Raw genomic sequence first — 26,505 nt, 5'->3', positions numbered from 1 at the left:
CCTGGTCGGAGCGGTTTTCATACCGCCCTCGGCGTGTCGCGGCGGCCGTCCGGAGGGGACGGCCGCCGCATGCCCGGAGAGCGGGCCGGACGGGCCACCGCGCGGTCTCGTCCGCAGGACCGGGTGGGCGGGGCGGCACAACCGGCGTTCGGGGCGTGGCCGCGTGGACGTGGCTGTGCCAGACTCAGCCACCGTGCAGGACGCAGTCGACAGTTCCGCGCCGAACCTCGCCGACCGGCTCCGCCGGGCGGCCGTCGCTCATGGTGACCGCCCCGCGCTGCACTGGCGCGACCGGACCCTGACCTGGTCCCAACTGGACGCGGCGGTCACCGCCACCGCCCGGGCACTGGTCGGGGCGGCGCGGCCGGCGGCCGGCGACGAGCACCCGCCCCGGGTCGCGATCGCCTTCGGCAACACCCCGGACTTCGTGGTCGCCTACCTCGCCGCGCTCCGGGCCGGCCTGGTGGCGGTGCCGGTCAACCCGGGCTTCACCGCCCGGGAACTGCGGTACGTGCTCGCCGACTCCGGGGCCGCCGTGCTGGTCTGCGCGGCCGAGGTCCGCGACCGGGTGAACCCCGCCGACCTGCCCGCGCTGGCCGCCGTGTACACCGCCCCGCCGGTCACCGACGGTGACGGCCCGGTCGACCTCCCCGCCCGGGGCGGGGACGAGCTCGCCGTCCTGCTCTATACCTCCGGCACCGAGGGCCGGCCCAAGGGCGCCATGCTGTCGCACCGCGCCCTGGCCGCCAACCACGGGCAGGTCGGCCGGATCGACCCACCGGTGGTCGGCCCCGACGACACCGTGCTGCTCGCCCTGCCGCTGTTCCACGCGTACGGCCTGAACTCCGGGCTCGGGGCCGTGCTGCACCACGGGGCGACCGGGGTGCTGGTCGACGAGCTGGGCCCGGACGGGGCGCTCGCCGACCTCGCCCGGCACCGGGTCAGCGTGCTGGTCGGCGTACCGTCGATGTTCCTGACCTGGGCCGAGGCGGGCGCGGCGGGGGCCGCGGCGCTGGCCTCGGTGCGGGTGGCGGTGTGCGGGGCGGCCCCGCTGCCGCCGGCGGTCGCGGCACGCTTCACCGAGACCACCGGGCACCGGGTGCACGTCGGGTACGGCCTCACCGAGACCGCCCCGGTGCTCACCTCCACGCTGGTCGCCGGCCAGGTCAAGGCCGGGTCCATCGGCCGCCCGCTGCCCGGCGTGGGGCTGCGCCTGGTCGGGCCGGACGGCGCGGACCTGTGGCGGGACGGCGTGCCCACCGTCGAGGAGGACGCCGACGAGCTCGACCTCGCCGACGACGCGGAGGGCGCCGACCCGGGGCAGATCGTGGTCCGGGGCGACAACCTGTTCGCCGGCTACTGGCCGGACGGGCGGGGCGGGCCGGACGCGGACGGCTGGTGGGCCACCGGCGACGTGGCGTACGCCGACGCCGACGGGGACCTGTTCCTGGTCGACCGGCTCGGCGAGTTGATCCTGGTCAACGGCTTCAACGTCTACCCCCACGAGGTGGAGTCGGTACTCCAGGCGCATCCCGGGGTGGCCGAGTCGGCCGTCCTCGGGGTGCCGCACCCGCGGACCGGCGAGACTGTCCGGGCGTACGTGGTGCGGGCGGCCGGCTCGACGGCGACGGCGGAGGAGCTGCTCCACCACTGCGCGCGTAACCTGGCCCGGTTCAAGTGCCCGACCGCCGTCGAGTTCGTCGACAGCCTGCCTTACTCGGCGATCGGCAAGGTACGCAAGACCGAGCTCCGCCCGGCGGCGCCCCCGGTGCCGTCACCGGCCCCGCCGACCGAGATCCGCACGGAGGTACCCGATGTCCAGCCGTGACGCCCGGCTCACCCTGATCACCCGGCCTGGCTGCCACCTCTGCGAGGACGCGAAGGCGGCGCTCGACCGGGTGGTGGCCGTCACCGGCGACCGCTGGATCGAGAGGGACGTCACCGACGACATCGAGCTGGAACGCGAGTACGGCGACCGGCTGCCGGTGGTGCTGCTCGACGGCAGGGAGCACGGCTACTGGCGGGTCGAGGAGGATCGCCTGCTGCGGGACCTGACCACCCCGCAGCTCTGACCGGCCGCCTATCGTGCAGCGATGACCTCGACGCGCGGCCACCTGGTGTGGGACTGGAACGGCACCCTCCTCGACGACCTCGACCTGGTGGTCCAGGCCACCAACGTGGCCTTCGCCAGCGCCGGCGGTCGGGCGGTCACCGCGGACGAGCACCGGGTGCGGTTCCGCCGGCCGATCGCCGACTACTACGCCGAGATGCTGGGGCGGGCGATCGACGACGAGGCGTTCGGCCGGCTCGACCGAATCTTCCACGACGCGTACCGGGCCGGGCTGACCAGCTGCGTGCTGGCCACCGACGCCACCACCGCGATCGCCGCCTGGCCGGGCAGCCAGTCCCTGCTGTCCATGTGGTTCCACGACGAGCTGGTCCCGACGGTGCACACGTACGGGCTGACCCCGCACTTCACCCGGGTGGACGGGCTGCGGTCCGCGGTGGGCGGGGGCCGCAAGGCCGAGTGGCTGGAGAAGCACCTGGCCGAGCTCGGGCTCGCCGGCCGCGAGGTGGTGCTGATCGGCGACTCGCTGGACGACGCCGACGCGGCGCTCTCGGTGGGCGCCCGCTGCGTCCTCTACACCGGCGGCCTCTCCGATCCCGCCCGCCTCCGCGCCTCCGGCCACCCCGTGGCCGACACCCTCACCCAGGCGGTAACCCTCGCCCGCACCCTCCCCTAACCCGACCCCTCCCTCCCGGACCGGCCGACCCCTGTTGATCATGACGTTGGCGGCGCGACACGCCCGTGTGGCCGCCGCTAACCCCATGATCAACGCATCGGGCGGGGGGAGGGGCAGGGGGAGGGGTTAGTCCTTGTCGCCTCTGGCGGGCGGCCCGTTCCGGGCTGAAAATCGGCGGTGGTCGCTCGCTGACGTCGTCGCTCCTTGGTCCGTGCGAGGTCGTGGGTTAGTCGGATGCTGGTGGCTGCGTTATGGGCCCTTCACTGTTGCTTTGAGCACGCGAGTTAGATTCACCCGTTTTGTAGCTGCCGCGATCGACCACCGTGGTGTTTGTGCTGGTGGGAGGGTGTGTTGCTGGAGCAGACGCAAGACCGGGAAGAGATCCTTGCACGGGTTGCTGCGCTGGACATCGGCAAGGCGTCGCTGGTGTGCTGTGTGCGGGTGCCGGACGGGGCCAGGCCGGGACGGCGGCTGCAGGAGGTGCAGACGTACTCCACGATGACTCGTTCGTTGGCCGGGATGGCCGAGCGGCTGCGGGGACTTGGGGTCACCCGGGTGGTGATGGAGGCGACCAGCGACTACTGGAAACCGGCGTTCTACCTGCTGGAGGCGTACGGGTTCGAGGTGTGGCTGGTCAACGCCCGCGACGTTAAACGCCTGCCGGGCCGACCCAAGACCGACAAGCTGGACGCGGTGTGGCTGTGCAAGGTCGCCGAGCGGCAGATGATCCGACCCAGTTTCGTTCCACCGCCACCGATCCGGATGCTGCGGGATCTGACCCGCTACCGGGTCGATCTGGTGGCCCAGGCCGGCGCCGAACGCAACCGCGTCGAGAAGCTGCTCGAAGACGCCCAGATCAAGCTGTCGGTCGTGGTCAGTGACCTGTTCGGGGTGTCCGGGCGGGCGATGATGGCCGCGCTGATCGCCGGGCGGCGTGATCCCAGGTCGCTGGCCCAGATGGCGCGCTCCAGCCTGCGCCGCAAGATCCCTGCCTTGGAGGAGGCGCTGACCGGGCACTTCAGCGACCATCACGCGTTCCTGTTGGGCAAGATGATCGCCCGGGTGGAGGCGATCGAGGCCGACATCGCCGAGGTCGACGCTCGGATCGAGGCGCAGCTTGCCCCTTTCGCCGAAGCGGCGGCCCGGCTGGGTGAGATCCCCGGAGTCGGCGCGGCCGCCGCGGCTGCGATCATCGCCGAGATCGGCGTGGACATGAGCCGATTCCCGACCCCGGCTCACCTGGCCGGATGGGCCCGCTTCGCCCCCGGCATCAAGGAATCGGCCGGACGCAAGAAAGGCAGCGGATCGACCGGCCACGGCAACCCCTACCTGGCCCGTGTCCTGGGCCAGATCGCCGTGTCCGCCGCCCGGACCAACACGTTCCTCGGCGAACGCTACCGGCGTATCGCTCGAAGACGCGGCGCCAAACGCGCCATCGTCGCCGTGGGCCGTTCCGTCCTGACCATCATCTGGCACCTGCTGACCGACCCCGAAACCCACTTCCATGACCCCGGGGTCCACTTCTACCTCAGCCGCACCGACACAGAACGCCGCAAACGCAACCACGTCAGCCAGCTCGAAGCCCTCGGCTACCGAGTCGCCCTCGAACTAGCCGCATAGCCAACCGCTCGCAAGGCAAGCCCCCATCCCGCTCCGCTTCGCTATGCGGGATGCTGCCGCGCGTTTACGTACGGTTCGATTTTCGAGTTAGGCGCGGAGGTGGGTTAGGACGGCCAGGACGCGGCGGTGGTGGTTCGTCGCGTCCTGGGGGAGGTCGAGCTTGGTGAAGATGTTGCGGACGTGCTTCTCCACCGCGCCGTCGCTCACCACCAGCGTCCGGGCGATCGCGGTGTTGGAGCGGCCCTCGGCCATCAGGGCGAGCACCTCCCGCTCGCGCGGCGTCAGCGCGGCCAGCGGATCGTCGCGCCGCCGCCGGACCAGCAGTTGGCTGATCACCTCGGGGTCGAGCACCGTGCCGCCGGCAGCCACCCGGCCCAGCGCCTCCAGGAACTCGTCGATTGCGGCCACCCGGTCCTTGAGCAGGTAGCCGATCCCGCCGCCACCGGCGCCGCCGGTGGTGGCCAGCAGGTCGTCGGCGTACGACACCTCGACGTACTGGGAGAGCACCAGGACCGGCGTACGGGGCACCCGGCGGCGCGCCTCCACGGCCGCCCGGAGCCCCTCGTCCGTGTGCGAGGGCGGCATCCGCACGTCCACCACCGAGATGTCCGGTCGGTGCGCCACCACCGCCTCGACCAGGGCGTCGCCGTCGCCGACGGCCGCCACCACCTCGTGTCCCGACTCGGTCAGCAGCCGGACCAGCCCCTCCCGGAGCAGTACGGCGTCATCCGCGATCACCACCCGCATGGGTCCGCTGTCTATCACGTCCTCGGTCACCGGTCCGCCCTCCGGGGCCCCGTCAGCGGGGCAGTTCGGCGTGGACGAGGGTGGGACCGCCGGCCGGGCTGGACACGTCGAGCACTCCGCCGGCCGCCCGCACCCGGTCGGCGATGCCGCTCAGGCCGTGCCCCTTGGCCAGGTGGGCGCCGCCCACCCCGTCATCCGCCACGCCGATCTCCAGCCGGCCGAGCCGGCTGGCCACCTCCACCCGGCAGGCCGTGGCCTGGCTGTGCTTGGCGACGTTGGTCAGCGCCTCGGCCACCACGAAGTACGCGGTGCTCTCCACCGCCGGGTCGAGCCGGCCGCCGGGCGTACCCAGGTCGTCGTTGACCAGCAGCTCGGTGGGGACCAGGGCGCGCGCGGCAAGGGCGGCCAGGGCGCTCGGCAGGCCCCGGTCGACCAGGATCGGCGGGGCGATCCCCCGGGAGAGGGCGCGCAGCTCGTCGAGGGTCTCCCGGGTCTGGGTGACCGCCTCGTCCAGGGTCCGGCGGGCCGCCTCCGGGTCGACGGCGAGCTGCTGGCGGGCCCGGCTGAGGTCCATGGCGAGGCGGACCAGCCGCTGCTGCGGGCCGTCGTGGATGTCCCGTTCCAGCCGGCGTAGCGCGGACGCCTCGGCGGAGGCGGCGGCCCGCTTCTGCTCCTCCAGCGTGGTGATCCGGTGTCGCATCTCGGCCACCCCGGTGAGCAGGGAGCGGGCCAGTCCGGCCTGGAGCCGGGCGCAGCCCCGGGCCACCAGCGGCAGGGTGAGCAGGCAGAACAGCCCGAACGAGGTGTTCAGCGCGATCCGCGGGACGGGTCCGACGCCCATCCCGAGCAGTTCGCTGAGGTCCTGCTGGCCGGGGCCGTGCGGGATCGCCCAGTCGTACGTGAAGTAGAGCGTGCCGCCGACCGCCACCGCCCACCAGACCAGCACGATCACGAAGGTGGGCAGCGTCACCAGCAGCTTGACGAAGGCGTGCAGCAGGTCGAGCCAGGACTGGGCGTCGCGCATCGGCACCAGGAGCCGCCGCCAGTAGCCCGCCCCGGGCGCGGGAGTCAGGTAGACGGGGCGGACCCGGGGTTGGCGGAGCACGGCGGGCAGCCGGAGCCGCTCGAGATCGGCCAGCGCGCGGGCCGCGTACAGGGTGCCGGCGAGCACGGGCAGACCGAGGGTGGTGACCAGCAACCCGGCGGTGAGGGAGATGCCCACCACGGCCAGCACGAAGCCGACCAGCGCCAGCGGCAGGCCGGCCAGCACGTAGCCGGAGTCGCGCAGGAGCCGCCGGCCGAGCCCGGGGGCGGGTGTGGTGGGAGTGGGTGCGGTGGCCAGCGGTACGGCGGTCATGCCCCGAGGCTATGGGCCGGCGCCCGCAGGACCCATCCCGCGCACCGGCCTCTCCGGGGTGGGGTTGTCCCTACCCCGGGCGGGGAAATCGCCGCGTCGTCCGTGACACAGCGCAACCGGGCGCGTGCGATTGGTCAGAGAAGTCGGGATTGAGCAATAATCGCCGTGCGGCGCCTACCGAGCGCGGTCAATCGATCTTGTGAAATGGAGGGGCAGGTGGAGGCACCTCGCGGGCCAGCAAGATCGCGATTTGTGCACCCCTTCACAAGCGCCTACTCTGTAGTTCCGACGCGCCCTGCTAGCACAGCCGGCACCATCGGTCGCCAGCGGGAGTCCCGAAACGACCGGCCGCCGACGCTGGTCGAGGATCGCACCGCACGGAGTCTCATGAGTCAGCACCGTCACCCTGGCGCGCCCGGTCGCGCTGGTGCCGTACCGGCGCTCCCGGACCTGCCCGAGGCGACCGTCGCTCGGCTCCCGGAATACCTCCGTGCCCTGCACAATCTCGCCGAAACCGGCCACGAGACGGTGTCCAGCGAGGGGCTGGCCAACGCCGCCGGGGTGAATTCGGCGAAGCTGCGCAAGGACCTCTCCCACCTCGGCTCGTACGGCACCCGCGGCGTCGGCTACGACGTCGGGCTGCTGATCGACCAGATCGAGTTCGTGCTCGGGCTCACCCAGCGCCGGGCGGTCGCCCTGGTCGGCGTGGGTAATCTCGGTCACGCCCTGGCCGGCTACGACGGCTTCGCGAGCCGCGGCTTCCGGATCGCCGCGCTCTTCGACGCGGACCCGTCCCGGGTCGGCGAGGAGATCAGTGGCCTGACCGTCCGGCACGTCGACGAGCTGCCCCGGGTCGCCGCCGAGGAGTCGATCTCGATCGGCGTGATCGCCACCCCGGCGTCCGCCGCGCAGGCGGTGGCCGACCAGCTCGTCGCTGTCGGCGTGACGAGCATCCTCAACTTCGCGCCGTGCGTACTCTCAGTTCCGGAAGGGGTCGACGTGCGCAAGGTCGACCTCGCGATCGAGCTGCAGATCCTGTCCTTCCACGAGCACCGCAAGGCGTCGCTGACCGCACTCCCCGCCTCCGGCGGGTCCGCCCTCACCGCCCTGCCCGGCGGGCTCGCGGCCACCGACACCCAGGAGGCGATCGGCACGTGAAACTGCTCGTCGTCGGCGCGTCCTACCGCACCGCCCCGGTTGCCACGCTGGAGCAGCTGGCGGTCCCGCCCGCCGATCTCACCCGCACCCTGGACCGCCTGGTCGCCCAGCCGTACGTCGCCGAGGCCGTGCTCGTCTCCACCTGCAACCGGGTGGAGGTGTACGCAGCCGTCTCCGGCTTCCACGGCGGCCTCAGCGACATCTGTGCGGTCCTGGCCGAGCAGGCCGGCTGCCCGCCGGCGGCGCTCGCCAACCACCTCTACGTGCACTACGACGCCGCCGCCGTCGACCACGTCTTCCGGGTCGCCGCCGGGCTGGACTCGATGGTGGTCGGCGAGGCGCAGATCCTCGGCCAGCTCCGGGACGCCTACCACTCGGCCAGCGGCACCGACTCGGCCGGCCGGCTGCTGCACGAGCTGATGCAGCAGGCGCTGCGGGTGGGCAAGCGCGCGCACGCCGAGACCAACATCGACCGGGCCGGTCAGAGCGTCGTCACCGCCGCCCTGGATCTGGCCGCCGACGTGCTCGACGGCGACCTGGCCGGCCGGCCCGCCATGGTGGTCGGCGCGGGTGCGATGGGCTCGCTCGGCGTGGCCACCCTGTCCCGGCTGGGCGCCGGACCGCTGACCGTGACCAACCGGGGCGCCGACCGGGCCGTCCGGCTGGCCGAATCGTACGGTGCGAACGCCGTGCCGATGGCCGAGCTGGTCGACGCGCTTTCCACAGTGGACATCGTAGTGGCCGCCACGGCGGCCACCGAACCGGTCCTCACCCGCGACGTGGTGGCCCGGGCGACGGCCCGGCGGGACGCCGGCCGGTGCCCGCTGGTCCTGCTCGACCTGGCCGTCCCGCGCGACGTCGAGGAGGGCGTCGCCGCGCTGCCCGGCGTCGAGGTGATCGACATCGACCGGATGGCGGCCATCCTCGCCGACGGTCCCGCCGCCGCCGACGCCGCCGAGGTGACCCGGATCGTCGGCGGCGAGGTCGAGGCGTTCCTCAGCTGGCTGCGCGGCGCGGACGTGGCGCCCACCGTGGCCGCGCTGCGCGGACGCGCCGACGACGTGGTCACCGCCGAGCTGCGCCGGCTCGCCCAGCGCCGCCCCGACTTCACCGACGACCAGCGCGCCGAGGTCGCCCGCACCGTGCACCGGGTGGTGCAGCGGCTGCTGCACCAGCCGACCGTACGGGTGCGCCAGCTCGCCGCCGAGCCGGGCGGTGACCAGTACGCCGCCCTGCTGCGCGAGCTGTTCGACCTGGAGGTGCCGCAGACCTCCCCGGTCGACAACGTGCCCGACGTGGTGGCGACCGACACCGACGGCCGCTCGTCGTTCGACGCCCTGGACTTCCCGCCCACCGGAGGTGCGCGATGACCGCTCCCCTGCGCCTCGGCACCCGGGGCAGCGCCCTGGCGATGGCCCAGTCGGGCCATGTCGCCGCGGCCCTCACCGCGGCCACCGGCCGTGAGGTCGAGCTGGTCGAGGTGGTGACCGCCGGCGACCGCTCCGCCGCGCCGGTGCACCGGCTCGGCGTCGGGGTCTTCGTCTCCGCGCTGCGGGACGCGTTGACCGCCGGCGTCATCGACTTCGCCGTTCACTCGTACAAGGACCTGCCCACGGCGGAGGCCCCCGGCCTGCACATCGCGGCGGTGCCGCCCCGGCAGGACCCGCGCGACGCGCTGGTCGCCCGGGACGGCCGTACGCTCGCCGAACTGCCGCCCGGCGCGCGGGTCGGCACCGGTGCGCTGCGCCGCATCGCCCAGCTACACGCGCTGGGGATGCAGCTCGAGGTCACCTCGATCCGGGGCAACGTGGACACTCGGCTGGGCCGGGTGCTCGGCCCGGACGCCGACCTGGACGCCGTCGTCCTGGCGCGGGCCGGGCTCGCCCGGCTGGACCGGACCGACGTGATCACCGAGACGCTCGACCCGATGCTGATGCTGCCGGCGCCCGCTCAGGGCGCGTTGGCGGTGGAGTGCCGGGTCGACGACCAGGACCTGATCGAGCTGCTCGCACTGCTCGATCACGCACCGTCCCGCGCCGTGGTCGTCGCGGAGCGGGCACTGCTGGCCACCCTGGAGGCCGGGTGCAGCGCGCCCGTCGCCGCCTACGGCGTCGTCGCCGAAGGCGAGCCAACCGGCTCAACCGCCGAGGGCGATGTTGTCCAGGAGATCTACCTGCGCGGGGCGGTGATCAGCCCGGACGGTTCCCGTGACATCCGGCTGTCCCGCACCGGAACGCCCGCCGACGCGGCGGAGATCGGCAAGGCACTCGCCGCCGAACTCCTCGAACTCGGCGCCGACACGATCCTCGGCCAAGAAGGACACGCCGGTCCGGGGACCCAGCAAATTGGGAGCACAGAATGACCCGCACCCGTAAGCCCGCAGGCCGTATCGCGTTCGTCGGGGCCGGACCCGGCGACCCGGGCCTGCTGACCCGCCGGGCGCACGACGCCCTGGTCGACGCCGATCAGGTGGTGTACGACCGGGGAATCCCCGAGTCGCTGCTCGAGCACGTCCGCGCCCAGGCCAAGTCCGACGCCCAGTTCAGCCCGACCGAGGGCGTACCGGGGGATGTGGCGAAGGTGCTGATCTCCGCGGCCCGCTCCGGGCAGAACGCGGTGCACCTGGTCGCCGGCGACCCGTTCGGTCACGACTCGGTGGTCAAGGAGGTGCAGGCGGTGGCGCGTACCGCCGCGCACTTCGAGGTGGTCCCGGGCGTCGGCCAGGCCGAGGGGGTGGCCACCTACGCGGGTGTGCCGCTGCCGGGGGTGCGGACCGTGGCGGACGTCGAGGACGTCACCGCGCTGGACTTCGACGCGCTGGCCGCGGCCGTCAGCCGGGGCTCGCTGGCCCTGGCCGTGGACGCCGGTGACCTGGCCGCCATCCGGGACGGCCTGCTGGCCGCCGGGGTGGCCGGCACCACCGCCGTCGGGGTGACCGGCGACGGCACCGGCGAGACGCAGTACACCACCACGTCGAGCGTGGACTCGTTCGTCGCGGCGGCGCTCGGTTTCACCGGGCGGGTCGTGCTCACCGTCGGGGAGAGCGTCAGCCAGCGGGACAAGCTGAGCTGGTGGGAGAACCGGCCGCTGTACGGCTGGAAGGTGCTCGTCCCCCGGACCAAGGAGCAGGCCGGCGTGATGAGCGCGCGGCTGCGCGCGTACGGGGCGATCCCGTGCGAGGTGCCGACCATCGCGGTCGAGCCGCCGCGTACCCCCGCCCAGATGGAGCGGGCGGTCAAGGGCCTGGTCGACGGCCGGTACGCCTGGGTGATCTTCACCTCGGTGAACGCGGTCCGGGCGGTCTGGGAGAAGTTCGCCGAGCACGGACTGGACGCCCGGCACTTCGGCGGCGTCAAGATCGCCTGCATCGGCGAGGCCACTGCGGAGGCGGTACGGGCGTTCGGCATCCAGCCGGAGCTGGTGCCCTCGGGCGAGCAGTCCTCGGAGGGACTGCTGGCCGAGTTCTCGCCGCACGACGAGATCCTCGACCCGGTCGGGCGGGTGCTGCTGCCGCGCGCCGACATCGCCACCGAGACCCTCGCCGCGGGGCTCACCGAGCGCGGCTGGGAGGTCGACGACGTGACCGCGTACCGGACCGTCCGAGCGGCGCCGCCGCCGGCCGAGATCCGCGACGCGATCAAGTCGGGCGGGTTCGACGCGGTGCTCTTCACCTCGTCCTCCACGGTCCGGAATCTGGTCGGCATCGCCGGGAAGCCGCACGCGCGTACCGTGGTTGCTGTCATCGGGCCCAAGACGGCGGAGACCGCCACGGAGTTCGGCCTGCGGGTGGACGTGCAGCCTGCGCACGCCTCGGTGCCCGATTTGGTGGAGGCGCTCGCCGCCTACGCCGTCGAGCTGCGCGAGAAGCTCGCCGCCATGCCGGCCAAGCAGCGCCGGGGCTCGAAGGTGCAGGGGCCGACCGCCCTGAGGTTCCGCTGACAGGAGGCTCCCGTGCCGTACCCCGAGATCCGGCCCCGCCGGCTGCGCCGTAGCGCAGCCGTGCGGCGGCTGGTCTCCGAGACCCGCGTCGACCCGGCCGAGCTGGTGCTGCCGATGTTCGTCCGAGAGGGGCTGACCGAGCCACGAGCGGTCGCGTCCCTCCCGGGGGTGCTCCAGCACTCCCGGGACTCGCTGCGCAAGGCCGCCGTCGAGGCGGTCCAGGCCGGCGTGGGCGGGCTGATGCTCTTCGGGGTGCCCGCCGAGCGGGACGCCACCGGCTCGGGCGGCCTCGACCCCGACGGCATCCTCAACGTCGCCATCCGGGACGTCGTCGCCGAGGTCGGCGACGCCGTCGTGGTGATGAGTGACCTCTGCCTGGACGAGTTCACCTCGCACGGGCACTGCGGCCTGCTCGCTCCGGACGGCGCCGTGGACAACGACGCCACGTTGGAGGCGTACGCCCGGATGGCGGTCGCGCAGGCCGACGCCGGGATCCACATGGTCGGTCCGTCCGGGATGATGGACGGCCAGGTCGGCGTGGTCCGCCGGGCCCTGGACGCCGCCGGCCACCAGGACGTGGCGGTGCTCGCGTACGCGGTCAAGTACGCCTCCGCGTTCTTCGGCCCGTTCCGGGACGCCGTCGAGTCGGCGCTGGAGGGCGACCGGCGCGCTTACCAGCAGGACCCGGCGAACCTGCGGGAGTCCCTGCGCGAGGTCGAGCTGGACGTGGCCGAGGGCGCCGACCTGGTGATGGTCAAGCCAGCCCTGCCGTACCTCGACGTGGTGTCGGCGGTCCGGGCCGCGGTGGACGTCCCGGTCGCCGCCTACCAGGTCTCCGGCGAGTACGCGATGGTCGAGGCGGCCGCCGCGAACGGCTGGGTCGACCGGGAGCGGGTGATGCTGGAGACGCTCACCTCGATCCGTCGGGCCGGCGCGCAGGTCATCCTCACCTACTGGGCCGTCGAGGCGGCCAAGCTGCTCCGCGAGCGCTACTGAAAAGCGACTGGGTTTCTTCCCAGGCTGTTACGACGCGGTACGACCGGGCGGCCGGGCGCGCCCCGACCGGGGACGTTTTCGCGGGACGCCATCGCTGCCGGCACCGCCGCTCTGGGCGGCGTCTCCGGGGCCCGAGGGGCCATCTCCGGGGCCAGCGCGTCAGTGGCACGAGCCGCCCGGCTCGGAGAATCGGCCCGGAGAGTGGACGGTGTCGCGGCCGAGCGGGTCGTCACCCTCAGTACTGGTCTCCGTGCTCCCTGACCCCCCATTCGCTCACTTTGCTCTGCAGCCATCCACGCAGCAAGCAACGCACCGTGTCCGATGCGTAGGTGGCTGCAGAGCAAAGGGTGGATGGGGTGGTTCGGCGCGGGTGCGCCGGCGGGAATATTTGTCCGATCTGGAGTTTCTGCGGGCGATGGCTGAGGTGGTTCAGGCCTCTGGCGGCCTGGGTGGTGTCACCCAGCGTCATGTTCACGTGGAGTGACGACCAGTTGGCACATCGGCCCATCGGCCGGCTCGGTCAGCGCACCAGCACGGGCCACCGGCGCGGTCGCGGGTTGTCCACAGGCGCCTTGGTTGTCCACAGCCGAGCGGGCCGGGGTTGTCACGGTGCCGCCCACGGCGAGAGCGTGGCGGCGTGACCGACCCCGACACTCCCGAACAACCCAGCCTGACCGAGGAGGCCGGGGAACCGCCCACGATGCTCACCGAGCCATTCGACGCTCCATGGCCCGCGGCTGGGATCGTCCGGGCGGTCCGCCGCCGGGCCGACGCCGGCCAGCGGGAGCTGGCCCGATTCGCCGGGGTGCATCCGACGACCATCGGCCGGATCGAGGCGGGCTCTCTGACGCCGAGCATCGCCATGCTGCGCCGGATCATCAGCGTGGCAGGGTTCCGCCTTGCCGTGGTCGACGACTCGGGCCGGGTGCTCAAGCCCATGCGCGACCGCGCCGACCTGCGGGACGGGGCGGAGCGAAGGTACCCGTCCCACCTCGACGTCGTCACCGATCCGGAGCCGGGGGAGTGGTGGGCCGACCGGTACGGCCTCGCCCGGCCACCGGAGACCTTCTACCGCGACCGGGCGGTCCGGGACGCCCTGCGCCGGCGCAGCCAGTGGGAGGTGCGGGTGGCCAAGTACCGCGGCGTACCGCCCCCGCCCCGGCCACGACGGCGCACCCACGAGATCGGCCCGCCGTCCGGCTGGTGAGCCGGACGGCGGGCCGCCACGCGGAACGGACCGTCAGTCGTCGTTCAGGATGGTGCCGACGGCGACCGGGTCGGCGAGCCGTAGCCCCGGCACGCCCGCCACGTACAGGGTGAGCTGCTCGTCCGCCTCGCGCTTCTTGTCACCGCGGACGGTCACCGGGAAGACGAGCGAAGTCTGGCCGGCGGCCAGCGTCCGGCAGCCCACGTACGGGTCGTAGTCCGACCCGGCCTGCGCGGTGGTGCCGTAGGTGGCGGCGCAGATCAGGACCGGCTCGGATAGCGGCCGGGACACGGTCACGGTGAACGCCAGGGTGCTGTTGCCCTTGTTGCCCTCGACCACCGAGGTGTCGGCCACGCTCAGCGACGCCCGGGAGCGGAACCGGGCCACCTGCGGGTCGTGGTCGCTGGCGCCCCGGTCACCGAGGCCCTCGGCGTCGGTCGGGTAGTCGGCGTTGATGTGCGCCGCGCGGATCTGCACCAGGTCGCCGTGAAGCTTGCCGTTGGCGAACAGGTTGTCCAATGTCTGCGCCTGCCCGTTGAAGGTGTACGAGTAGGCCGCCGCCGGCACGTCCGCCGCCAGGTCGTCCCAGAGGTTGTGCATCCCGGCCTGGTAGAGCGGGGCGAGCTGGTCCGACGGGGTCGGGTTCTCCCCGGTCGCGATCGGGTCGTCCGGCCGCGGGAAGACGTTCAGGTCACCGCCGTAGATGACCCGGGCGTCCGGGTCGCTCGTCTCGATGGCCCGCACCAGCGCGGCCCCGTACGCGGCCTGCTCCCGCCGCTGCCCGACCCGGGTGTCCGGTCCGGACGAGTAGTGGTTGCTGATCGCGTAGAGCGGGTAGTGCTCGGCCGAGCCCGGCGCCGCCGCCACGGTGAACTTGGCCAGCTGCGCCGCCCGGGTGTAGACGTTGGCGCCGTCCACGCCGGTGGAGCGGTCCACGTCGGCCGGCAGCACCGCGTTGAACGCCTTCGGGTTCTGCACGTCCGCGTTGGATGGCAGCCCCGCCGAGCGGTACTGCACGGTCGGGGCGGTGCCCAGCAGCGGGTCGGCCGCGGACGCCGGGGTCAGGGTCAGCCGGTCCGTGCGGTAGAGGAACGCCGAGGTGATGCCCCGGGCGTCCGAGCCGGTCCGGTCGTACGCCGCCGCGTAGGCGGGGCCGCCATTGGCCGCGATGGCCAGCGCCAGCTCCTGGACGGTGTCCGGCGCGCCGTCGGCGTTGTTCGTGTCGCCGCAGACCAGCTTGCCGTCGGCCACCGCGCAGATGTCCTGGTCCTCCGCCTCCTGCACCATGATCAGATCCGGGCTGTGCAGCGCGTCGACGATCTGCCGGGCCTCCACGTTCAGCCGGGCGGCGTACTCCGCCTCGGTGGCCGGCACATAGTCGAACGGCGGGCTGACCCCGGTGCAGCCCGCGTTGCCGGCGAAGTCGCAGCCGTCGAACGGGTCGTCCCGGTAGTCGTACAGGTTCTCCAGGTTGTAGGTGGCGACCGCGACCTCGGCGTGCCGGTCCGCCGGCTGCGGCGGGTTGTTCTTCGCCGGATCCGCCCCACCGGTCAACGTCAGCTGCTCCGGCTGCACGCTGTACTTGCTGAACGCGTACGAGACGGCCCCGTAGGCGTCCTCGGTGAGCGTGTCGTACGTGCGGGCCTCGGGCAGCAGCGCGGCCGAGTCCCCGGCGGTCGCCTTCACGCCGCCGGCACCCAGCAGGATGCGCTGGTTGTTGCCGTTGTCGAAGAGGGTGCCCGGGATGTCGTCCAGCGGGTGCGCGTCCCGGAACACCCGGCGGGCGTACGGATCGGTCCGCTGCATGATCGGGTCCTCGCGGTCCACCACGTAGATCTCCGAGTCCGCGGTGGAGGCGAAGATGTGCCGCGGCGCGGACACGCCGCTGCCGGAACGGACCCGCATCCGCGTGCCCTCGTGGCGTTCCCAGTACCGCGCGGCGGCGGCCGCGTCGGCCGGCGGCAGTGCGTCATCGACCTGCACGACGCTGTCCACGTCCAGCCCGGAGTCGAGCTTGCGGACCAGCGAGGCGCTGGAGAGCTGGGTCTGGTTGAAGAACTCCGAGACCCGGGCGCGCAGCACCACCTCGTCGCCGACGGTCGGCGCGTAGCCGCCGATCAACGTGGTGAACGAGCCCATGAAGACGAAGATGCCGTCCGAGGTGAGCGGGTCGCCGTCCTCGGTGCCCGTGCGGCTCTGCAGGTAGAAGCCGTACTGGTCGGCCCCGGCGGAGCTGCGGGTGAGCGACTTCTGGGTGATCACGCCGCGCACGTCGTAGAGAGCGGAGCTGGTGCCGTTGCCGCTGGCCGGGGCGAGCGGTGACCGGTCGGTGCCGCCATCCTCGTCGTCGCGGGTCTGGCCCTGCACCTCGCCGACCGACAGCAGGGCGGTGGCCTGCACGGTGAGGGTGCAGGTGGCGGTGCCGCCGTCGGCGTCGGCCGAGGTCACGGTGACCGCGTACGAGCCGGCGGGAAGGCCGGTCGCGGTCAGCGTCGCGGTGGCCGTGCCGCCGACCCCGGTGGCCGGGCTGAAGGCGGTACGGCTGATCGAGCCGCTCGCCGGCGCCGGGCTGACCCCGGTGACCGCGAGGTCGGTGACGGTGTCGTCAACGTCGCTGGCGGTGACCTGGCGGGTCGCCGTGGCACCCGACTCGACGGTCAGCGTGCCGCCGCAGCTCAGCGTGGCCGGCTGGTCGACCGGGCCACCGTCGTCGATGGTGTGGCTGCCCAGTCCGTCGAAGGTGTCGGTGGGGAAGCCGGCCCACTGCACAGCCGGTTCGAACGGGTCTGACGGGTCGGTGTCGCCGGAGGTGACCGAGGGCAGCCGGCGCAGGGTGTTGTCGGCCGTGCTGATGAGCCCGGTGCCCCACTCGGTGCCCGGGTCGACGCCGACCTGCCCGATCGAGTCGAGCACGGTGCCGCCCTTGCGCAGCACGATCGCGTCGTCGCCGTTGTAGAGCGAACCGCCGTACGTCTGGTCGGCCTGGGCGAGGATCGCGGGCGCGGCCGTGGTGGCGGCGAAGACGAAGACGTCGCCGGGGGCGACGGTGCCGCTCAGCGCGACGTTCGTCGACGTGGTGGCGCCGTTGAAGAAGAACTGGAGCTGGTAGCCGCCGGCGGCCAGGTCGACCGGGACACCGGTGCCGTTGTAGAGCTCGATGGCCTTGTTGTTGGACAGGCCCTCGACGTACTCGGAGATGAACAGGTCGGTGGGCGCGGCGCTGGCCGCTGGGGGCGCGACGCCGATGGCCGTCGCGGTGACGGCGGCGGTCGTCGCGAGCGCGGCGAAGGTGCGGCGCGGGCGCATGGGGCCTCCACGATGGGTGGGCGGGAACTAACGAACGTTAAGAGTCGACCCGGTCCGGCGTCCATCCCCCGGGGTGGCCCGTTGGTGAACTTCCGTCAGCGCTGGCTGTCGAGCCGGTGCACCAGCTCGGCGACGTCCACGCTGTATTCACACCACTCGCGGTCCGGGCGGTAGCCCAGCTCCGCGTTGACCTTCAACATCGCCTCGTTGGCCTGCGCGTTCCAGGTCTGCACCTCGGCCAGCTCCGGCTCGGCCGAGCGCAGCTCCAGCAGCATCCGCGCCTTGATGGCCCGGTCGATGCCGTAGCCGCGGTGGTCCCGGACGACGATGGTGTCGTACTGGTCGGCCCGGGTCGGGTGCTGCGCCGGCACCACCACCTCGGTCAGCCCGGCCACCTCGCCGGTCTGCTCGTGCAGGGCGAGCACGATGTACGGCTTCATGCCCCGCCGGTGCAGCGTGTCCAGGCTGTCCCGCAGCCGCTGCGGGTCGTACGAGCTGGGCCGAAGCTCGCCGTCGTCCACATCGCGCACCTCGGCCTTGGCCCGGGCGTACGCCTCGATCAGGTCGTCCGGCGGGCCGCCCGGGCAGAACTCGAGGTGGTAGCCGGCGCCGACGCCGGTGGCCATCTCGGCCAGCGCCGGCCAGTCCACCGTGCGCAGGTCGAGCACGCTGCGGGTCTCGACGTATTCGCGGGTGAAGCCGAGCGACTCGTAGAACCCCAGCGCCGGGGTGTCGCCGACCACCTCCACGCCGATCGACTGGAAGCCCTCCTCCCAGACCCGGCGGCCGGCCACCCGCACCAGCTCGCGGCCCAGCCCGGTGCGCCGGACGACCGGGTGCACCAGCACCTCCAGCACCCCGATACCACCGAGCAGCAGCACGTTGACGTGCCCCAGCATCGGGCTCGGGGTGCCGTCCGGGGCCGGTTCGGCCTGAGCGACCCAGGAGATCCGCCGCTCACCGGGCATGACCTCGGAGAGGTATTCCCGCAGGGAGCTCTCCCGCCAGGGCGGATCCTGCGGCAGGTCGGCCGCCAGGACCGCGTTCAGCGTGTCCAGCAGCGACGCGATCTCGGCGGACGACGCGGTTCGAGGGTCCCACTCGCGCACCATCACCCGTCTAGCTTGCCGGGAACGGCTGCCCGGGGGAAGGGTCCAGTTCTCGAAATGTACGCAACCGGTTACGTCACGTACCGCTCAGCCGTCCGTACTCGTTCGCCTTGTTGAAGACGTCCTGGGCGTACCGGCGCACGTCGTTGTAGGAGAGGATGGCGTTCCACCAGTCGCCCGGGATGGTCATGTTCCGGCCGCCCTTGCACAGGTACTGGCCGGCGGCCAGGGCGGCGTCGTCGATGTCGTGCGGGTTCTTGACGCCGTCGTTGTCGGCGTCCGCGCCGACCTCCTGCCAGGTGCTCGGGATGAACTGCATCGGGCCGAGCGCCCGGTCGTAGACGGTGTTGCCGTCGAGCACGCCCCGGTCGGTGTCGGTGATCCGGGACCGCCCGCCCTGCCCGTCGAGCAGGTCGCCGAGGATGTTGGGCGAGGCGACCCCGTCCGGCTGCAGGGTGGCGCCGTTGGCCGCACCGTGCCGGGACTCGACGTAGCCGATCGCGGCCAGCGTGGTCCAGCTGAGCTGGCAGCTCCGGTGGGTCTGTTCGAGCACCAGCTGGGCGTAGCCGTACGCCTGCAACGCGACCACCGGGATGCCGGTCGTCCGGCTGACCCGCTGGGCCCAGGCGGCCAGCGCGTCGGCCGGGCGGCCGGTCAGTGCCGGTCCGGTCGGCTGCCCGACGCCGGGTGGCGCCCCGGTCGGCTGGCCGGTCGCGCCGGGCAGCCCCGGGGGCAGGCCGGCGCCGCCGGGCGCCACGCCGCCCTGGGGTACGCCGTCGGCCGGCGCGGTCGCGGTGGCGTCGACGGCGACCGGCTGCGGTTTGCGTACGGCCGCGGGCACCAGCAGCGCGCCGGCCGTCGCGGTGCCCGCGACCAAGAGGAGCAGGAAGATACCGAGCACCGTGGTGCGCCCGCTGGGGCGGCGCGACCAGTCCCGGGTGGCCCGGGCCGCGCCGACGGCGATTCGTCGGGGCGGCATCCGGACCGCGTGCGCGAACGGCATCCGCCGCCGACCGCCGGTCTTCGGGTCGGGGCTGCCCGCGGTGGTGGCGTCGGCCGGGGCCGGCTCCGCCTTCGTGGCCGCGTCGGGCGAGGTCGGCTCCGCCTTCGTGGCGGTGGTGTCGGCCGAGGCCGACTCCGGCTTCGCGCCCGTCGGGGTCGGCTGCGGCTTGACGTCGGGGGCGTCCGCCGGGGTGGGCCCGGCCTTCGTGCTGGCCGCGGTGTCGGCCGTCGACTGCGGCTTCGTGTCGGGGGCGTCGGCCGGGGGCGACTCCGGCTGGTGGGTGCTCCCGGCGGCGGTGCCGGTGGAACCCGGCTCCGTGGCCGGCCGGGGGCGGGGCACGGGAACCGGCCCGGCCGCCCCGTCGGGCGGTACGGCCGGTCGCAGGGGTCGAACCTTCGATCGCTCCTCGCCGTCCACCACCCGTCGAGTATCACCCATGCCCGCCGGAACGTCAGACCCGGTCGTACGCTGGTGGCATGCCCCGGTACGAGTTCCGCTGCCGCGCCTGCGGCGACACCTTCGAGGTCAACCGGCCGATGGCCGAGGCCGGCCAGCCGGCATCCTGCCCGCAGGGACACGCCGACACCGTGAAGCTGCTGTCGACCGTCGCGGTCACCGGCCGCGGTGGCGCCGGCCCGGTCGGCGGGGCGTCCGCCCCGGCCGGTGGGGGCTGCTGCGGCGGCGCCTGCGGCTGCTGACTCCGGCGACCTCGTCTCGCCGGTCGATCCGGCCGTGCTGCCGGGCCCACACTCGGTGGGACCTTGGTCGGATGCTGCCCGACCGTTCTCACGATGCGTGATCGCCCGATCATAGGGCAGCATGGAGCCCGACGTCACGGGGCGGAGGTTCCACGCATGTCGCCACGGATCGACCTCCCGAGCGGATGGGTGACCTTCGTGTTCACCGACATCGAGGGCTCCACCCGGCTGGCCCAGCTGCTCGGTCCGGGCTACCCCGCGGTGCTGCGGGAACACCGTCGGCTGCTGCGCCACACGCTGGCCGACGGGGCGGAGCTGCTGACCGAGGGGGACTCGTTCTTCCTCGCCTTCCCGAACGCGGCCGCGGCGGTCACCGCCTGCCTGACCGCGCAACTGGCCCTGGCCAGCCACGACTGGCCCACCCCCGAAGCCGCGCCGCGGGTCCGGATGGGCCTGCACACCGGATACGTGGAACCCCGCGACGGCGAGTACGCCAGCCCGGAGGTGCACCGGGCCGCCCGGGTGGCCGCCGCCGCCCACGGTGGACAGGTTCTCTGCTCGGGGGTGACCGCCCGGCACGCCGATCCGCTGCCGGACAGAGCGTCCCTGTTGGACCTCGGGCTGCACCGGCTGCGCGGCTTCGACGACCGGGAGCGGCTGTTCCAGCTGGTGGCGCCCGGCCTGGAGCGGAGTTTCCCCCGGCCGCGTACCGCCGACGCGGTGCCGCACAACCTGCCCACCCAGGTCACCTCGTTCGTCGGGCGGGAGGTGGAACGCGGCGAGCTGAAGCGACTGGTCGAGACGTACCGCGTGGTGACCGTGCTGGGCGCGGGCGGTGCCGGCAAGACGCGGCTGGCGGTGGAGCTGGCCGGCGGGGTCGTCGAGGCGTACCCGGACGGGGTGTGGTTCGTCGACATTGCCGCGGTGACCGACCCGGGCCTCGTCGCGTTCGAGATCGCCGCGGTGCTCGGGCTCCGCCCGGAGCCCGGCCGCCCGATGGTGGACACCCTGGTGGAGTACGCGGCCGCCCGCCGGATGCTGGTCGTGCTGGATACCTGCGACGCCCAGCCGGCGGCCTCGGCCGCGGTGATCTCCCGACTGCTGGCCGGCGCCCGGGACGTCCGGGTGCTCGCCACCAGCCGGGAGTCGTTCGGCCTCCCCGGTGAGGCGGTGTGGCGGATCCCGCCGCTCTCGGTGGAGCCCCGCCCGGACGGCGGGGAGAGCGACGGGGTGGCCCTGCTGCTGGACCGGACGGCGGCGGCCCGGGGCGGCCGGGCGCCGGATCCCACCGAGCAGGTCGACCTGCGCCGGGTGGTACGCCGGCTGGACGGACTGCCGCTCGCCATCGAGTTGGCGGCGGCGCGGCTGCGGGTGCTCTCCGCCGGGCAGCTCGCCGAGCGTCTCGACGACATGCTGGCCACGTTGGACGCCGGGCGGGAGAAGCCGGAGCCGCCCCCGGCGGGGGAGCCCGGTTGGAGCGGCAACCAGGACCCGGTGGCGGCTGGGGGCGATCCGCTCGCACCGGCGACCCGCGCGGTGCACCGCTCGGCCGCCGAACGGCACCTGACCATGCAGGCCACGGTCACCTGGTCGTACCGGACGCTCGGGGCGCGCTCGGCCCGGTTGCTGCGCTGGCTGGCGGTCTTCGCCGGCCGGGTGGACCTGCCGACCGTGCAGTGGCTGCTCGACGAGGATCCGCTCGACCCGCTCTCAGTGCTGGTGGACAAGTCCATGGTGCTGGCCGAGCCGCACGCCTCGGGCAGCACCTACCGGATGCTCGACCCGATCCGGGCGTACGCGGCCCGGCGGCTGGTGGAGGCCGGCGAGGAGCAGACCGCCCGGGACCGGCACGTCGCCTGGTGCAGCCACACCCTGCAACGCGCCCACCTGGGTTCGGACGGCCACCCGGTCACCCTCTCCCTGTACGCGCTCGACCCGCTCGCCGCAGAGCTGCGGGCCGCGCTGCGCTGGTGCGCCACCGGCGGCAGCGCCCGCACCGGGCTGCGGCTGGCCGGCATGCTGGACCAGTGGTGGCGGGAGCGGGGGCTGGCCCGGGAGGGGCGGCTCTGGCTGTTCCGGCTGTACGGCCGGATCGCCGAGACCGGCGAGGTGATCCCGGAGGCGGAGCTGGCCGCGGCGTACCACCTGCACTCGCTGCACGGCGGCGCGGACGGTGAGTTCGCCGAGGAGCTGCGCTACTCGCAGCGGGCCGAGGCGGCCGCCCGGCAGGCCGGCGACCTGGGGCTGCTCGCCCGGGTGCTGGCGGGCCGGGCCGCGCCGCTGGTCGACATGGGACAGTTCGTGGAGGCGGAACGGGTCTGCCGCGAGGTGATCGACTGGGCCTACGCGCAGGACGTGGTCTCCGACGCCCTGCACGCCATCTACAACCTCGCCGAGCTGCTCTGGCGCCGGGGCGCGCTGGACGAGGCGGCCGAGTTGCTCGGCGCGGCCCGCCCGGTCGAGGCGGCCCGCCCGGTCGAGCGGGGGCGCCGCTCGGTGGACATGCTCCTCGGCATGGTGGCGCTGGCCCGGGACGACCTGGTCGCCGCGCACGAACACCTGCTGGTGGCGCTCCGCTCCCGGATGAACCACGGCTACCTGGGCCGGGCCTGCGACACGGTGAACGCGATCGCGGTGCGCTGCGCGCTGGGCGGGGACCCGGTGACCGCGGCCCGGCTCTTCGGTGCGGCCCAGGCCACCCGGGCGAACCTGCGGGTCACCCCCGGCATCTACGGGCCGTACTGGCTGGCCCGGCAGGCGGAGCTGCGCCGGACGCTCGGCGACGCGGCGTTCGACACCGCGTACGGCGCGGGCGGCGAGCTGGCCCTGGAGGAGGCGGCCGCCCTGGCCCTCGGCGTCGACCACCCCGACCTCGCCCCCGATTCCCCCCGCTTCACCGCCCCCACCCGCTCCTCCTCCCCGTCGCCGCGCCGCTCCACCGCGGGTTGATCAAGAAGTTCGCGTCGGGATGTCCGGCGGGCGGCGACGCGAACTTCTTGATCCGCCGGGGCGGGGTCAGGAGGTCAGGAGCGGAGGGCGGCGCGGCGCTCGGCGTCGGCCTTGATCCGGGCGGCGCGGTCGAGGTCGGCCTGCCGGACGGCGGCCACGGAGCCGAAGATGCTGACCGCCTCGTAGTAGGTCCAGGCCAGGCTGTAGCAGGCCAGCCGGACGACCGCGTTGTACGTGGCGCAGACCCGCTTGAGGTCCTCGTAGAAGGCGCTGTCGAGGCGCGCCTTGTTGGCCGGGAAGACACCCATCGCCTTGTGGTTCCGGTAGCCGAAGTCGTGCCGGTAGCAGGAGAGGCTGAAGTTGAAGCCGAGCGGGTTGTCCGGGCTGGACGAGCAGTAGTCGGTCGACCAGTCGAAGGCGTACGCGGACCAGGCGGCCTTGTTCAGCCGGCCGGCGTTCCAGGCGTTGTAGCTGGTGGCACTGGTCTGGGTCCAGCTCGACAGCACGCTGAGCTTCTGCTCACGGCTCACGGCGGCCTGCGCGGGCGAGGCGACACCGAGGGCGGTGAGCAGTGCGAACGCGCCGGAAGCGAGGACGGTGACGAGGCGTCGGGACACGGGATCCTCCGCGGGTCGAGGCTTGGGACAAGGAGCCGGGTGATCACCAAGTGTCGACATTCATCGATGGGTGGGCAACGGCGGCCAGGCTACGGTTTGGTGACATACGTCGAAACAGACGAATGCCCCCGGTCGCCGGGGCGGCCGGGGGCATCCGAGGTGGGTCAGCGCACGACGCGCGCCGGGCTGGCCGGGCCCTCGTTCCAGACCCGGTCGAGCGCGGTCACGTAGTACGTGTAGCTCTGGCCGGCCGCCGCGTCGGCGTCCACCCAGGACTGCACGGCACCGCCGGTGCCCCGGACGGTCGCCACCAGGTGGGACGCGTCGGCGAAGGCGCACGCCTCGGCCTTCCCGGTGCCGTCGAACCGGTAGACGGCGTACGAGGTGGCGGTGCCGAACGGGCCGTTGCCGTCCGCCGGCTGCCGCCAGGTCAGGTGCACCCCGTCGGCCTGCCGGTCGGCGCCGGTGATCACCGGGAAGAGCAGCGGCTTGGCCGGCAGCTGCGCCATCGCCGGCACCAGCGCCGGACGGGAGTAGTGGTCGGCGGCGTAGCGGTCGGTGGCGTCGAGCCGGTTGGCCTTCACCTGCACCGCCGAGAAGTGCACGTTGCCGAGCACCTCCGGGTACGACCGGTTGAGCGTCAGGTGGTTCGACAGCTCGTCCGGGTTCATCCAGAACGACCCGTACGCGGGGTCACCGCTCTTGTAGTCGGCCTGGCCGATGTAGAGCTGCACCTTGGTGCCGCGCACCTGCTCGGCCCACCACGGCACCAGCCGGGCGTAGTCGGCGGCCGGGTACTGGCCGATGTACCAGTAGAGCTGCGGCACCACGTAGTCGATCCACTCCTCCTTGATCCACTTACGGGTGTCGGCGGAGATGATGTCGTACGACTGCGAGCCGGTGGTGTCCGAGCCGTTCGGGTCGGCCGACTTGTTGCGCCAGATGCCGAACGGGCTGACACCGAACTTCACCCACGGCTTGACCGCCTTGATCTTGGCGTTCATCTCCTGGATGAGCAGGTTGATGTTGTCCCGCCGCCAGTCGGCCTGGTTGGTGAAGCCCCGGTTGTACTGCGCGAAGGTGGCGTCGTCCGGGTACTGGTAGGTGCCGCTCGGGTACGGGTAGAAGTAGTCGTCGAAGTGCACGCCGTCGATGTCGTACCGGTTGACCGCGTCCATCATCGCGGTCTGGACGAACTCGCGGACCTCGGGGATGCCGGGGTTGTAGTAGAGCCGGCTGCCGGCGACCCCGGCCGGCGGGTAGGCGAACACCCAGTCGGGGTGCTGCCGGGCCGGCGAGTTGGGGGCGAGCTTCGACAGGTCGGCGCCGGCGCCGCCCGGCGCCGGCATGGAGACCCGGTACGGGTTGAACCAGGCGTGGAACTCCAGGTTCCGCTTGTGCGACTCCTCGACGAGGAAGGCCAGCGGGTCCCAGCCCGGGTCCTGGCCGCGTACCCCGGTCAGGTACTCCGACCAGGGCTCCACCGGCGAGGGCCAGAACGCGTCCGCCGTCGGGCGGACCTGGACGACGACGGCGTTGTGGTTGAGCTGCTGGGCCAGGTCGAGCCAGCCCAGGTACTCGGCCTTCTGCTTGGCGACCTGGTCCGGCGCGGTCCAGGAGGCCTTGCTGGGCCAGTCGATGTTGGTCACCGAGGCGATCCACATGGCCCGGAACTGCCGCTTCGGGGTGGCCGGGTCGGTGGTGCAGGTGGTCGAGGGGGTGGTCGTGGCGTCGGTGTCCGCGGCGCGCGCGGGGGTGCCGGCGATGAGTGCGCCGAGCAGCGCCACGGCCAGCCCGGCGGCGCTGAGCCGAGTTGCCTTCATGCGGTGCGGTTCCCTTCGTTGGGCTCCGGGAGGTGTCGGGTGGCGACGGGTGCCGAGCGGCATCCGGAAAGATTCGCCGCAGAGCATTCGCCGCTGGTAGGAAAATTTCATCAATCGCCAGGTGGCGCAAGACCTCAGGACGGATCGATGCGCAGGTCGGGCCGAATGCCCGAGGGTGAGCGGTCACCCACTGCTCATCGTGATCTCCCGGGAACGCTTCGTATCGGAATGCCGCTCCCGGTGCCGGGGTGGGAACGTCCCCGCCCTCCGCTGACCCGCGCCCCGCGAGGCACGGGGTCGCGCGGTCAGGGCCTCGGCTGGGGCTCGGCGGTGGGGCCATGGAGAACGGGTCTGCCGTCCTGCCAGACGAGCTCGTCCAGCCAGACCTGGCGGCCGGGGTCGACGCTGCCCTCCTGCCCCGGCGGCCAGGCGTGATAGAGCAGCCAGGTGCGGCCGTCCTGCTCCACCAACGAGGCGTGCCCGGGGCCGGAGGCGACCGCGTTGGACTTCAGGATCGGGTTCTCCGGGGCCTTCACGCACGGCCCGGCCGGGCTCTCGCAGACCGCGTAGCCCTCGGCGTACGTGTCCCGGTCGTAGGCGTTGGCGGCGAAGAAGAGGTAGAGCCTGCCGTCGTGCCGGTGCAGGAACGGTCCTTCCACCAGCGCGCCCTCCCACGCCTCGGTCTGCTTCAGCAGTCTGGTCGGCCGGCCCGTCAGCCGCAGCCCGTCCGGGGAGAGGCGTTGCGACCAGAGCCAGGTGTCCACGCCGATCGCGTTGCCGTCGTTCTTCCACAGCAGCCAGAGGCTGCCGTCGGCGTCCCGGTAGGGGCTGGCGTCGATCGAGCCGCCCAGGTCGGCCTGGCAGATCAGCGGCCCGGACGAGTCGTCCCGGTACGGCCCGAGGGGTGTAGCCGCCACCGCGCGGCCCACGCACTGCCGCCCGGAGGCCCGGTCCGCGACGGTGTAGTAGAGGACGAACCGGTCGGGGCCGAGCTGGATCGCCTCCGGCGCCCAGGTCTTCCCGGTGTCGGCCCAGTCGGGCAGCTCGGGCAGGGCGTCCCCGGCGGGGATCCAGTCGACCAGGTCAGGGGAGGTGAGCACCGGAACGTTTCGGCCGCCGCTGTTGGTGTGGAACAGGTACCAGGTCTCGCCGACCCGGATCGCCTGCGGGTCGGGGGCGTCGGTCCGGACGACCGGGTTGGTGAACACACGCGCCTCCTCCGACGTGCTCAA

The 26,505-nt window shown here is 73.2% G+C and carries 20 protein-coding genes; 12 read left to right on the top strand and 8 right to left on the bottom strand.

What is annotated here, in order from left to right; all coding sequences use genetic code 11:
* Positions 1-193 precede the first annotated feature (193 nt).
* The 4 genes from A6A27_RS10745 to A6A27_RS10730 all read left to right on the top strand — a co-directional run bounded on the left by A6A27_RS10745 (position 194) and on the right by A6A27_RS10730 (position 4,364).
* Positions 194-1,828 (top strand): AMP-binding protein, encoded by a 1,635-nt coding sequence (locus tag A6A27_RS10745; RefSeq protein ID WP_241825219.1) that lies wholly within the window; start codon positions 194-196, stop codon positions 1,826-1,828.
* Positions 1,815-2,072 carry a glutaredoxin family protein gene (locus A6A27_RS10740; RefSeq protein WP_073834424.1) on the top strand — a complete coding sequence of 86 codons (258 nt, stop codon included), beginning with the start codon at positions 1,815-1,817 and terminating at the stop codon, positions 2,070-2,072. The genes A6A27_RS10745 and A6A27_RS10740 overlap by 14 nt, the downstream gene beginning before the upstream one ends.
* A gap of 21 nt (positions 2,073-2,093) precedes the next feature.
* Positions 2,094-2,744: an HAD family hydrolase gene (locus A6A27_RS10735; protein ID WP_073834423.1), complete on the top strand. Its 651-nt coding sequence runs from the start codon at positions 2,094-2,096 to the stop codon at positions 2,742-2,744.
* 351 nt (positions 2,745-3,095) lie between these two features.
* Positions 3,096-4,364, top strand: coding sequence for an IS110 family transposase (locus A6A27_RS10730; protein WP_143193969.1), 1,269 nt, complete (start codon positions 3,096-3,098; stop codon positions 4,362-4,364).
* Between the two features lie 87 nt (positions 4,365-4,451).
* On the opposite strand, the gene A6A27_RS10725 is transcribed toward A6A27_RS10730, so the two are convergent.
* Positions 4,452-5,111, bottom strand: a complete 660-nt coding sequence (locus tag A6A27_RS10725; RefSeq protein ID WP_073834421.1) for a response regulator — start codon at positions 5,109-5,111, stop codon at positions 4,452-4,454.
* 52 nt (positions 5,112-5,163) lie between these two features.
* Entirely contained in the window at positions 5,164-6,468 is a 1,305-nt protein-coding gene (locus A6A27_RS10720; protein ID WP_073834420.1) for a sensor histidine kinase, read from the bottom strand.
* A 387-nt stretch (positions 6,469-6,855) separates the two neighbouring features.
* Between A6A27_RS10720 and A6A27_RS10715 the strand changes: the two genes are divergently transcribed.
* The 6 genes from A6A27_RS10715 (at position 6,856) to A6A27_RS10690 (ending at position 13,768) form a co-directional block, all read left to right on the top strand.
* On the top strand, positions 6,856-7,626 hold the full coding sequence (locus A6A27_RS10715) for a redox-sensing transcriptional repressor Rex (RefSeq protein ID WP_073834419.1): 771 nt from the start codon (positions 6,856-6,858) through the stop codon (positions 7,624-7,626).
* Entirely contained in the window at positions 7,623-8,996 is a 1,374-nt protein-coding gene (locus A6A27_RS10710; RefSeq protein ID WP_073834418.1) for a glutamyl-tRNA reductase, read from the top strand. Before A6A27_RS10715 ends, A6A27_RS10710 begins: the two co-directional genes overlap by 4 nt.
* A complete protein-coding gene (gene hemC / locus A6A27_RS10705) occupies positions 8,993-9,988 on the top strand; it encodes a hydroxymethylbilane synthase (RefSeq protein ID WP_073834417.1) in 996 nt (331 codons plus the stop codon). The genes A6A27_RS10710 and hemC overlap by 4 nt, the downstream gene beginning before the upstream one ends.
* Positions 9,985-11,565 carry a uroporphyrinogen-III synthase gene (locus A6A27_RS10700; RefSeq protein WP_073834416.1) on the top strand — a complete coding sequence of 527 codons (1,581 nt, stop codon included), beginning with the start codon at positions 9,985-9,987 and terminating at the stop codon, positions 11,563-11,565. Before hemC ends, A6A27_RS10700 begins: the two co-directional genes overlap by 4 nt.
* Positions 11,566-11,577: 12 nt before the next feature.
* Positions 11,578-12,561, top strand: coding sequence for a porphobilinogen synthase (hemB, locus tag A6A27_RS10695; RefSeq protein WP_073834415.1), 984 nt, complete (start codon positions 11,578-11,580; stop codon positions 12,559-12,561).
* Positions 12,562-13,198: 637 nt separating this feature from the next.
* Positions 13,199-13,768 carry a helix-turn-helix transcriptional regulator gene (locus tag A6A27_RS10690; RefSeq protein ID WP_073834414.1) on the top strand — a complete coding sequence of 190 codons (570 nt, stop codon included), beginning with the start codon at positions 13,199-13,201 and terminating at the stop codon, positions 13,766-13,768.
* 33 nt (positions 13,769-13,801) lie between these two features.
* Here the strand turns inward: A6A27_RS10690 and A6A27_RS10685 are convergent, their stop codons facing one another.
* From A6A27_RS10685 to A6A27_RS10675, 3 genes are all read right to left on the bottom strand, one after another.
* Complete coding sequence (locus A6A27_RS10685) at positions 13,802-17,074, bottom strand: lamin tail domain-containing protein (RefSeq protein ID WP_073834413.1); 3,273 nt, start codon at positions 17,072-17,074, stop codon at positions 13,802-13,804.
* A gap of 95 nt (positions 17,075-17,169) precedes the next feature.
* Positions 17,170-18,186 (bottom strand): GNAT family N-acetyltransferase, encoded by a 1,017-nt coding sequence (locus A6A27_RS10680; RefSeq protein ID WP_073834412.1) that lies wholly within the window; start codon positions 18,184-18,186, stop codon positions 17,170-17,172.
* 73 nt (positions 18,187-18,259) lie between these two features.
* Complete coding sequence (locus A6A27_RS10675; protein WP_073834411.1) at positions 18,260-19,606, bottom strand: lytic murein transglycosylase; 1,347 nt, start codon at positions 19,604-19,606, stop codon at positions 18,260-18,262.
* A 56-nt stretch (positions 19,607-19,662) separates the two neighbouring features.
* On the opposite strand from A6A27_RS10675, the gene A6A27_RS10670 reads away from it, so the two are divergent.
* Both A6A27_RS10670 and A6A27_RS10665 read left to right on the top strand, forming a co-directional pair.
* Positions 19,663-19,884 (top strand): FmdB family zinc ribbon protein, encoded by a 222-nt coding sequence (locus A6A27_RS10670; RefSeq protein ID WP_073834410.1) that lies wholly within the window; start codon positions 19,663-19,665, stop codon positions 19,882-19,884.
* Positions 19,885-20,040: 156 nt separating this feature from the next.
* Positions 20,041-22,833 (top strand): ATP-binding protein, encoded by a 2,793-nt coding sequence (locus A6A27_RS10665; RefSeq protein WP_073834409.1) that lies wholly within the window; start codon positions 20,041-20,043, stop codon positions 22,831-22,833.
* A 74-nt stretch (positions 22,834-22,907) separates the two neighbouring features.
* On the opposite strand, the gene A6A27_RS10660 is transcribed toward A6A27_RS10665, so the two are convergent.
* The 3 genes from A6A27_RS10660 to A6A27_RS10650 all read right to left on the bottom strand — a co-directional run bounded on the left by A6A27_RS10660 (position 22,908) and on the right by A6A27_RS10650 (position 26,481).
* The gene (locus A6A27_RS10660; protein ID WP_073834408.1) at positions 22,908-23,450 is read right to left on the bottom strand and encodes a phospholipase; all 543 of its coding nucleotides are present in this window, start codon (positions 23,448-23,450) and stop codon (positions 22,908-22,910) included.
* Positions 23,451-23,614: 164 nt separating this feature from the next.
* Positions 23,615-25,273 (bottom strand): glycoside hydrolase family 10 protein, encoded by a 1,659-nt coding sequence (locus tag A6A27_RS10655; protein WP_073834407.1) that lies wholly within the window; start codon positions 25,271-25,273, stop codon positions 23,615-23,617.
* Between the two features lie 305 nt (positions 25,274-25,578).
* Positions 25,579-26,481, bottom strand: coding sequence for a glycoside hydrolase family 43 protein (locus A6A27_RS10650; protein WP_241825218.1), 903 nt, complete (start codon positions 26,479-26,481; stop codon positions 25,579-25,581).
* Positions 26,482-26,505: the final 24 nt, after the last annotated feature.

It is taken from the genome of Micromonospora sp. CB01531 (assembly GCF_001905095.1).
Taxonomy (GTDB): domain Bacteria; phylum Actinomycetota; class Actinomycetes; order Mycobacteriales; family Micromonosporaceae; genus Micromonospora.
This window is presented reverse-complemented; position numbering and strand designations above follow the sequence as displayed.

Coding starts and splice junctions, on each gene's coding strand:
- A6A27_RS10665 (WP_073834409.1), top strand. CDS start 20,041: ATGTCGCCACGGATCGACCTCCCGAGCGGATGGGTGACCTTCGTGTTC.
- A6A27_RS10680 (WP_073834412.1), bottom strand. CDS start 18,186: ATGGTGCGCGAGTGGGACCCTCGAACCGCGTCGTCCGCCGAGATCGCG.
- A6A27_RS10655 (WP_073834407.1), bottom strand. CDS start 25,273: ATGAAGGCAACTCGGCTCAGCGCCGCCGGGCTGGCCGTGGCGCTGCTC.
- A6A27_RS10700 (WP_073834416.1), top strand. CDS start 9,985: ATGACCCGCACCCGTAAGCCCGCAGGCCGTATCGCGTTCGTCGGGGCC.
- A6A27_RS10670 (WP_073834410.1), top strand. CDS start 19,663: ATGCCCCGGTACGAGTTCCGCTGCCGCGCCTGCGGCGACACCTTCGAG.
- A6A27_RS10740 (WP_073834424.1), top strand. CDS start 1,815: ATGTCCAGCCGTGACGCCCGGCTCACCCTGATCACCCGGCCTGGCTGC.
- A6A27_RS10715 (WP_073834419.1), top strand. CDS start 6,856: ATGAGTCAGCACCGTCACCCTGGCGCGCCCGGTCGCGCTGGTGCCGTA.
- A6A27_RS10735 (WP_073834423.1), top strand. CDS start 2,094: ATGACCTCGACGCGCGGCCACCTGGTGTGGGACTGGAACGGCACCCTC.
- A6A27_RS10725 (WP_073834421.1), bottom strand. CDS start 5,111: ATGCGGGTGGTGATCGCGGATGACGCCGTACTGCTCCGGGAGGGGCTG.
- A6A27_RS10720 (WP_073834420.1), bottom strand. CDS start 6,468: ATGACCGCCGTACCGCTGGCCACCGCACCCACTCCCACCACACCCGCC.
- hemC (WP_073834417.1), top strand. CDS start 8,993: ATGACCGCTCCCCTGCGCCTCGGCACCCGGGGCAGCGCCCTGGCGATG.
- A6A27_RS10685 (WP_073834413.1), bottom strand. CDS start 17,074: ATGCGCCCGCGCCGCACCTTCGCCGCGCTCGCGACGACCGCCGCCGTC.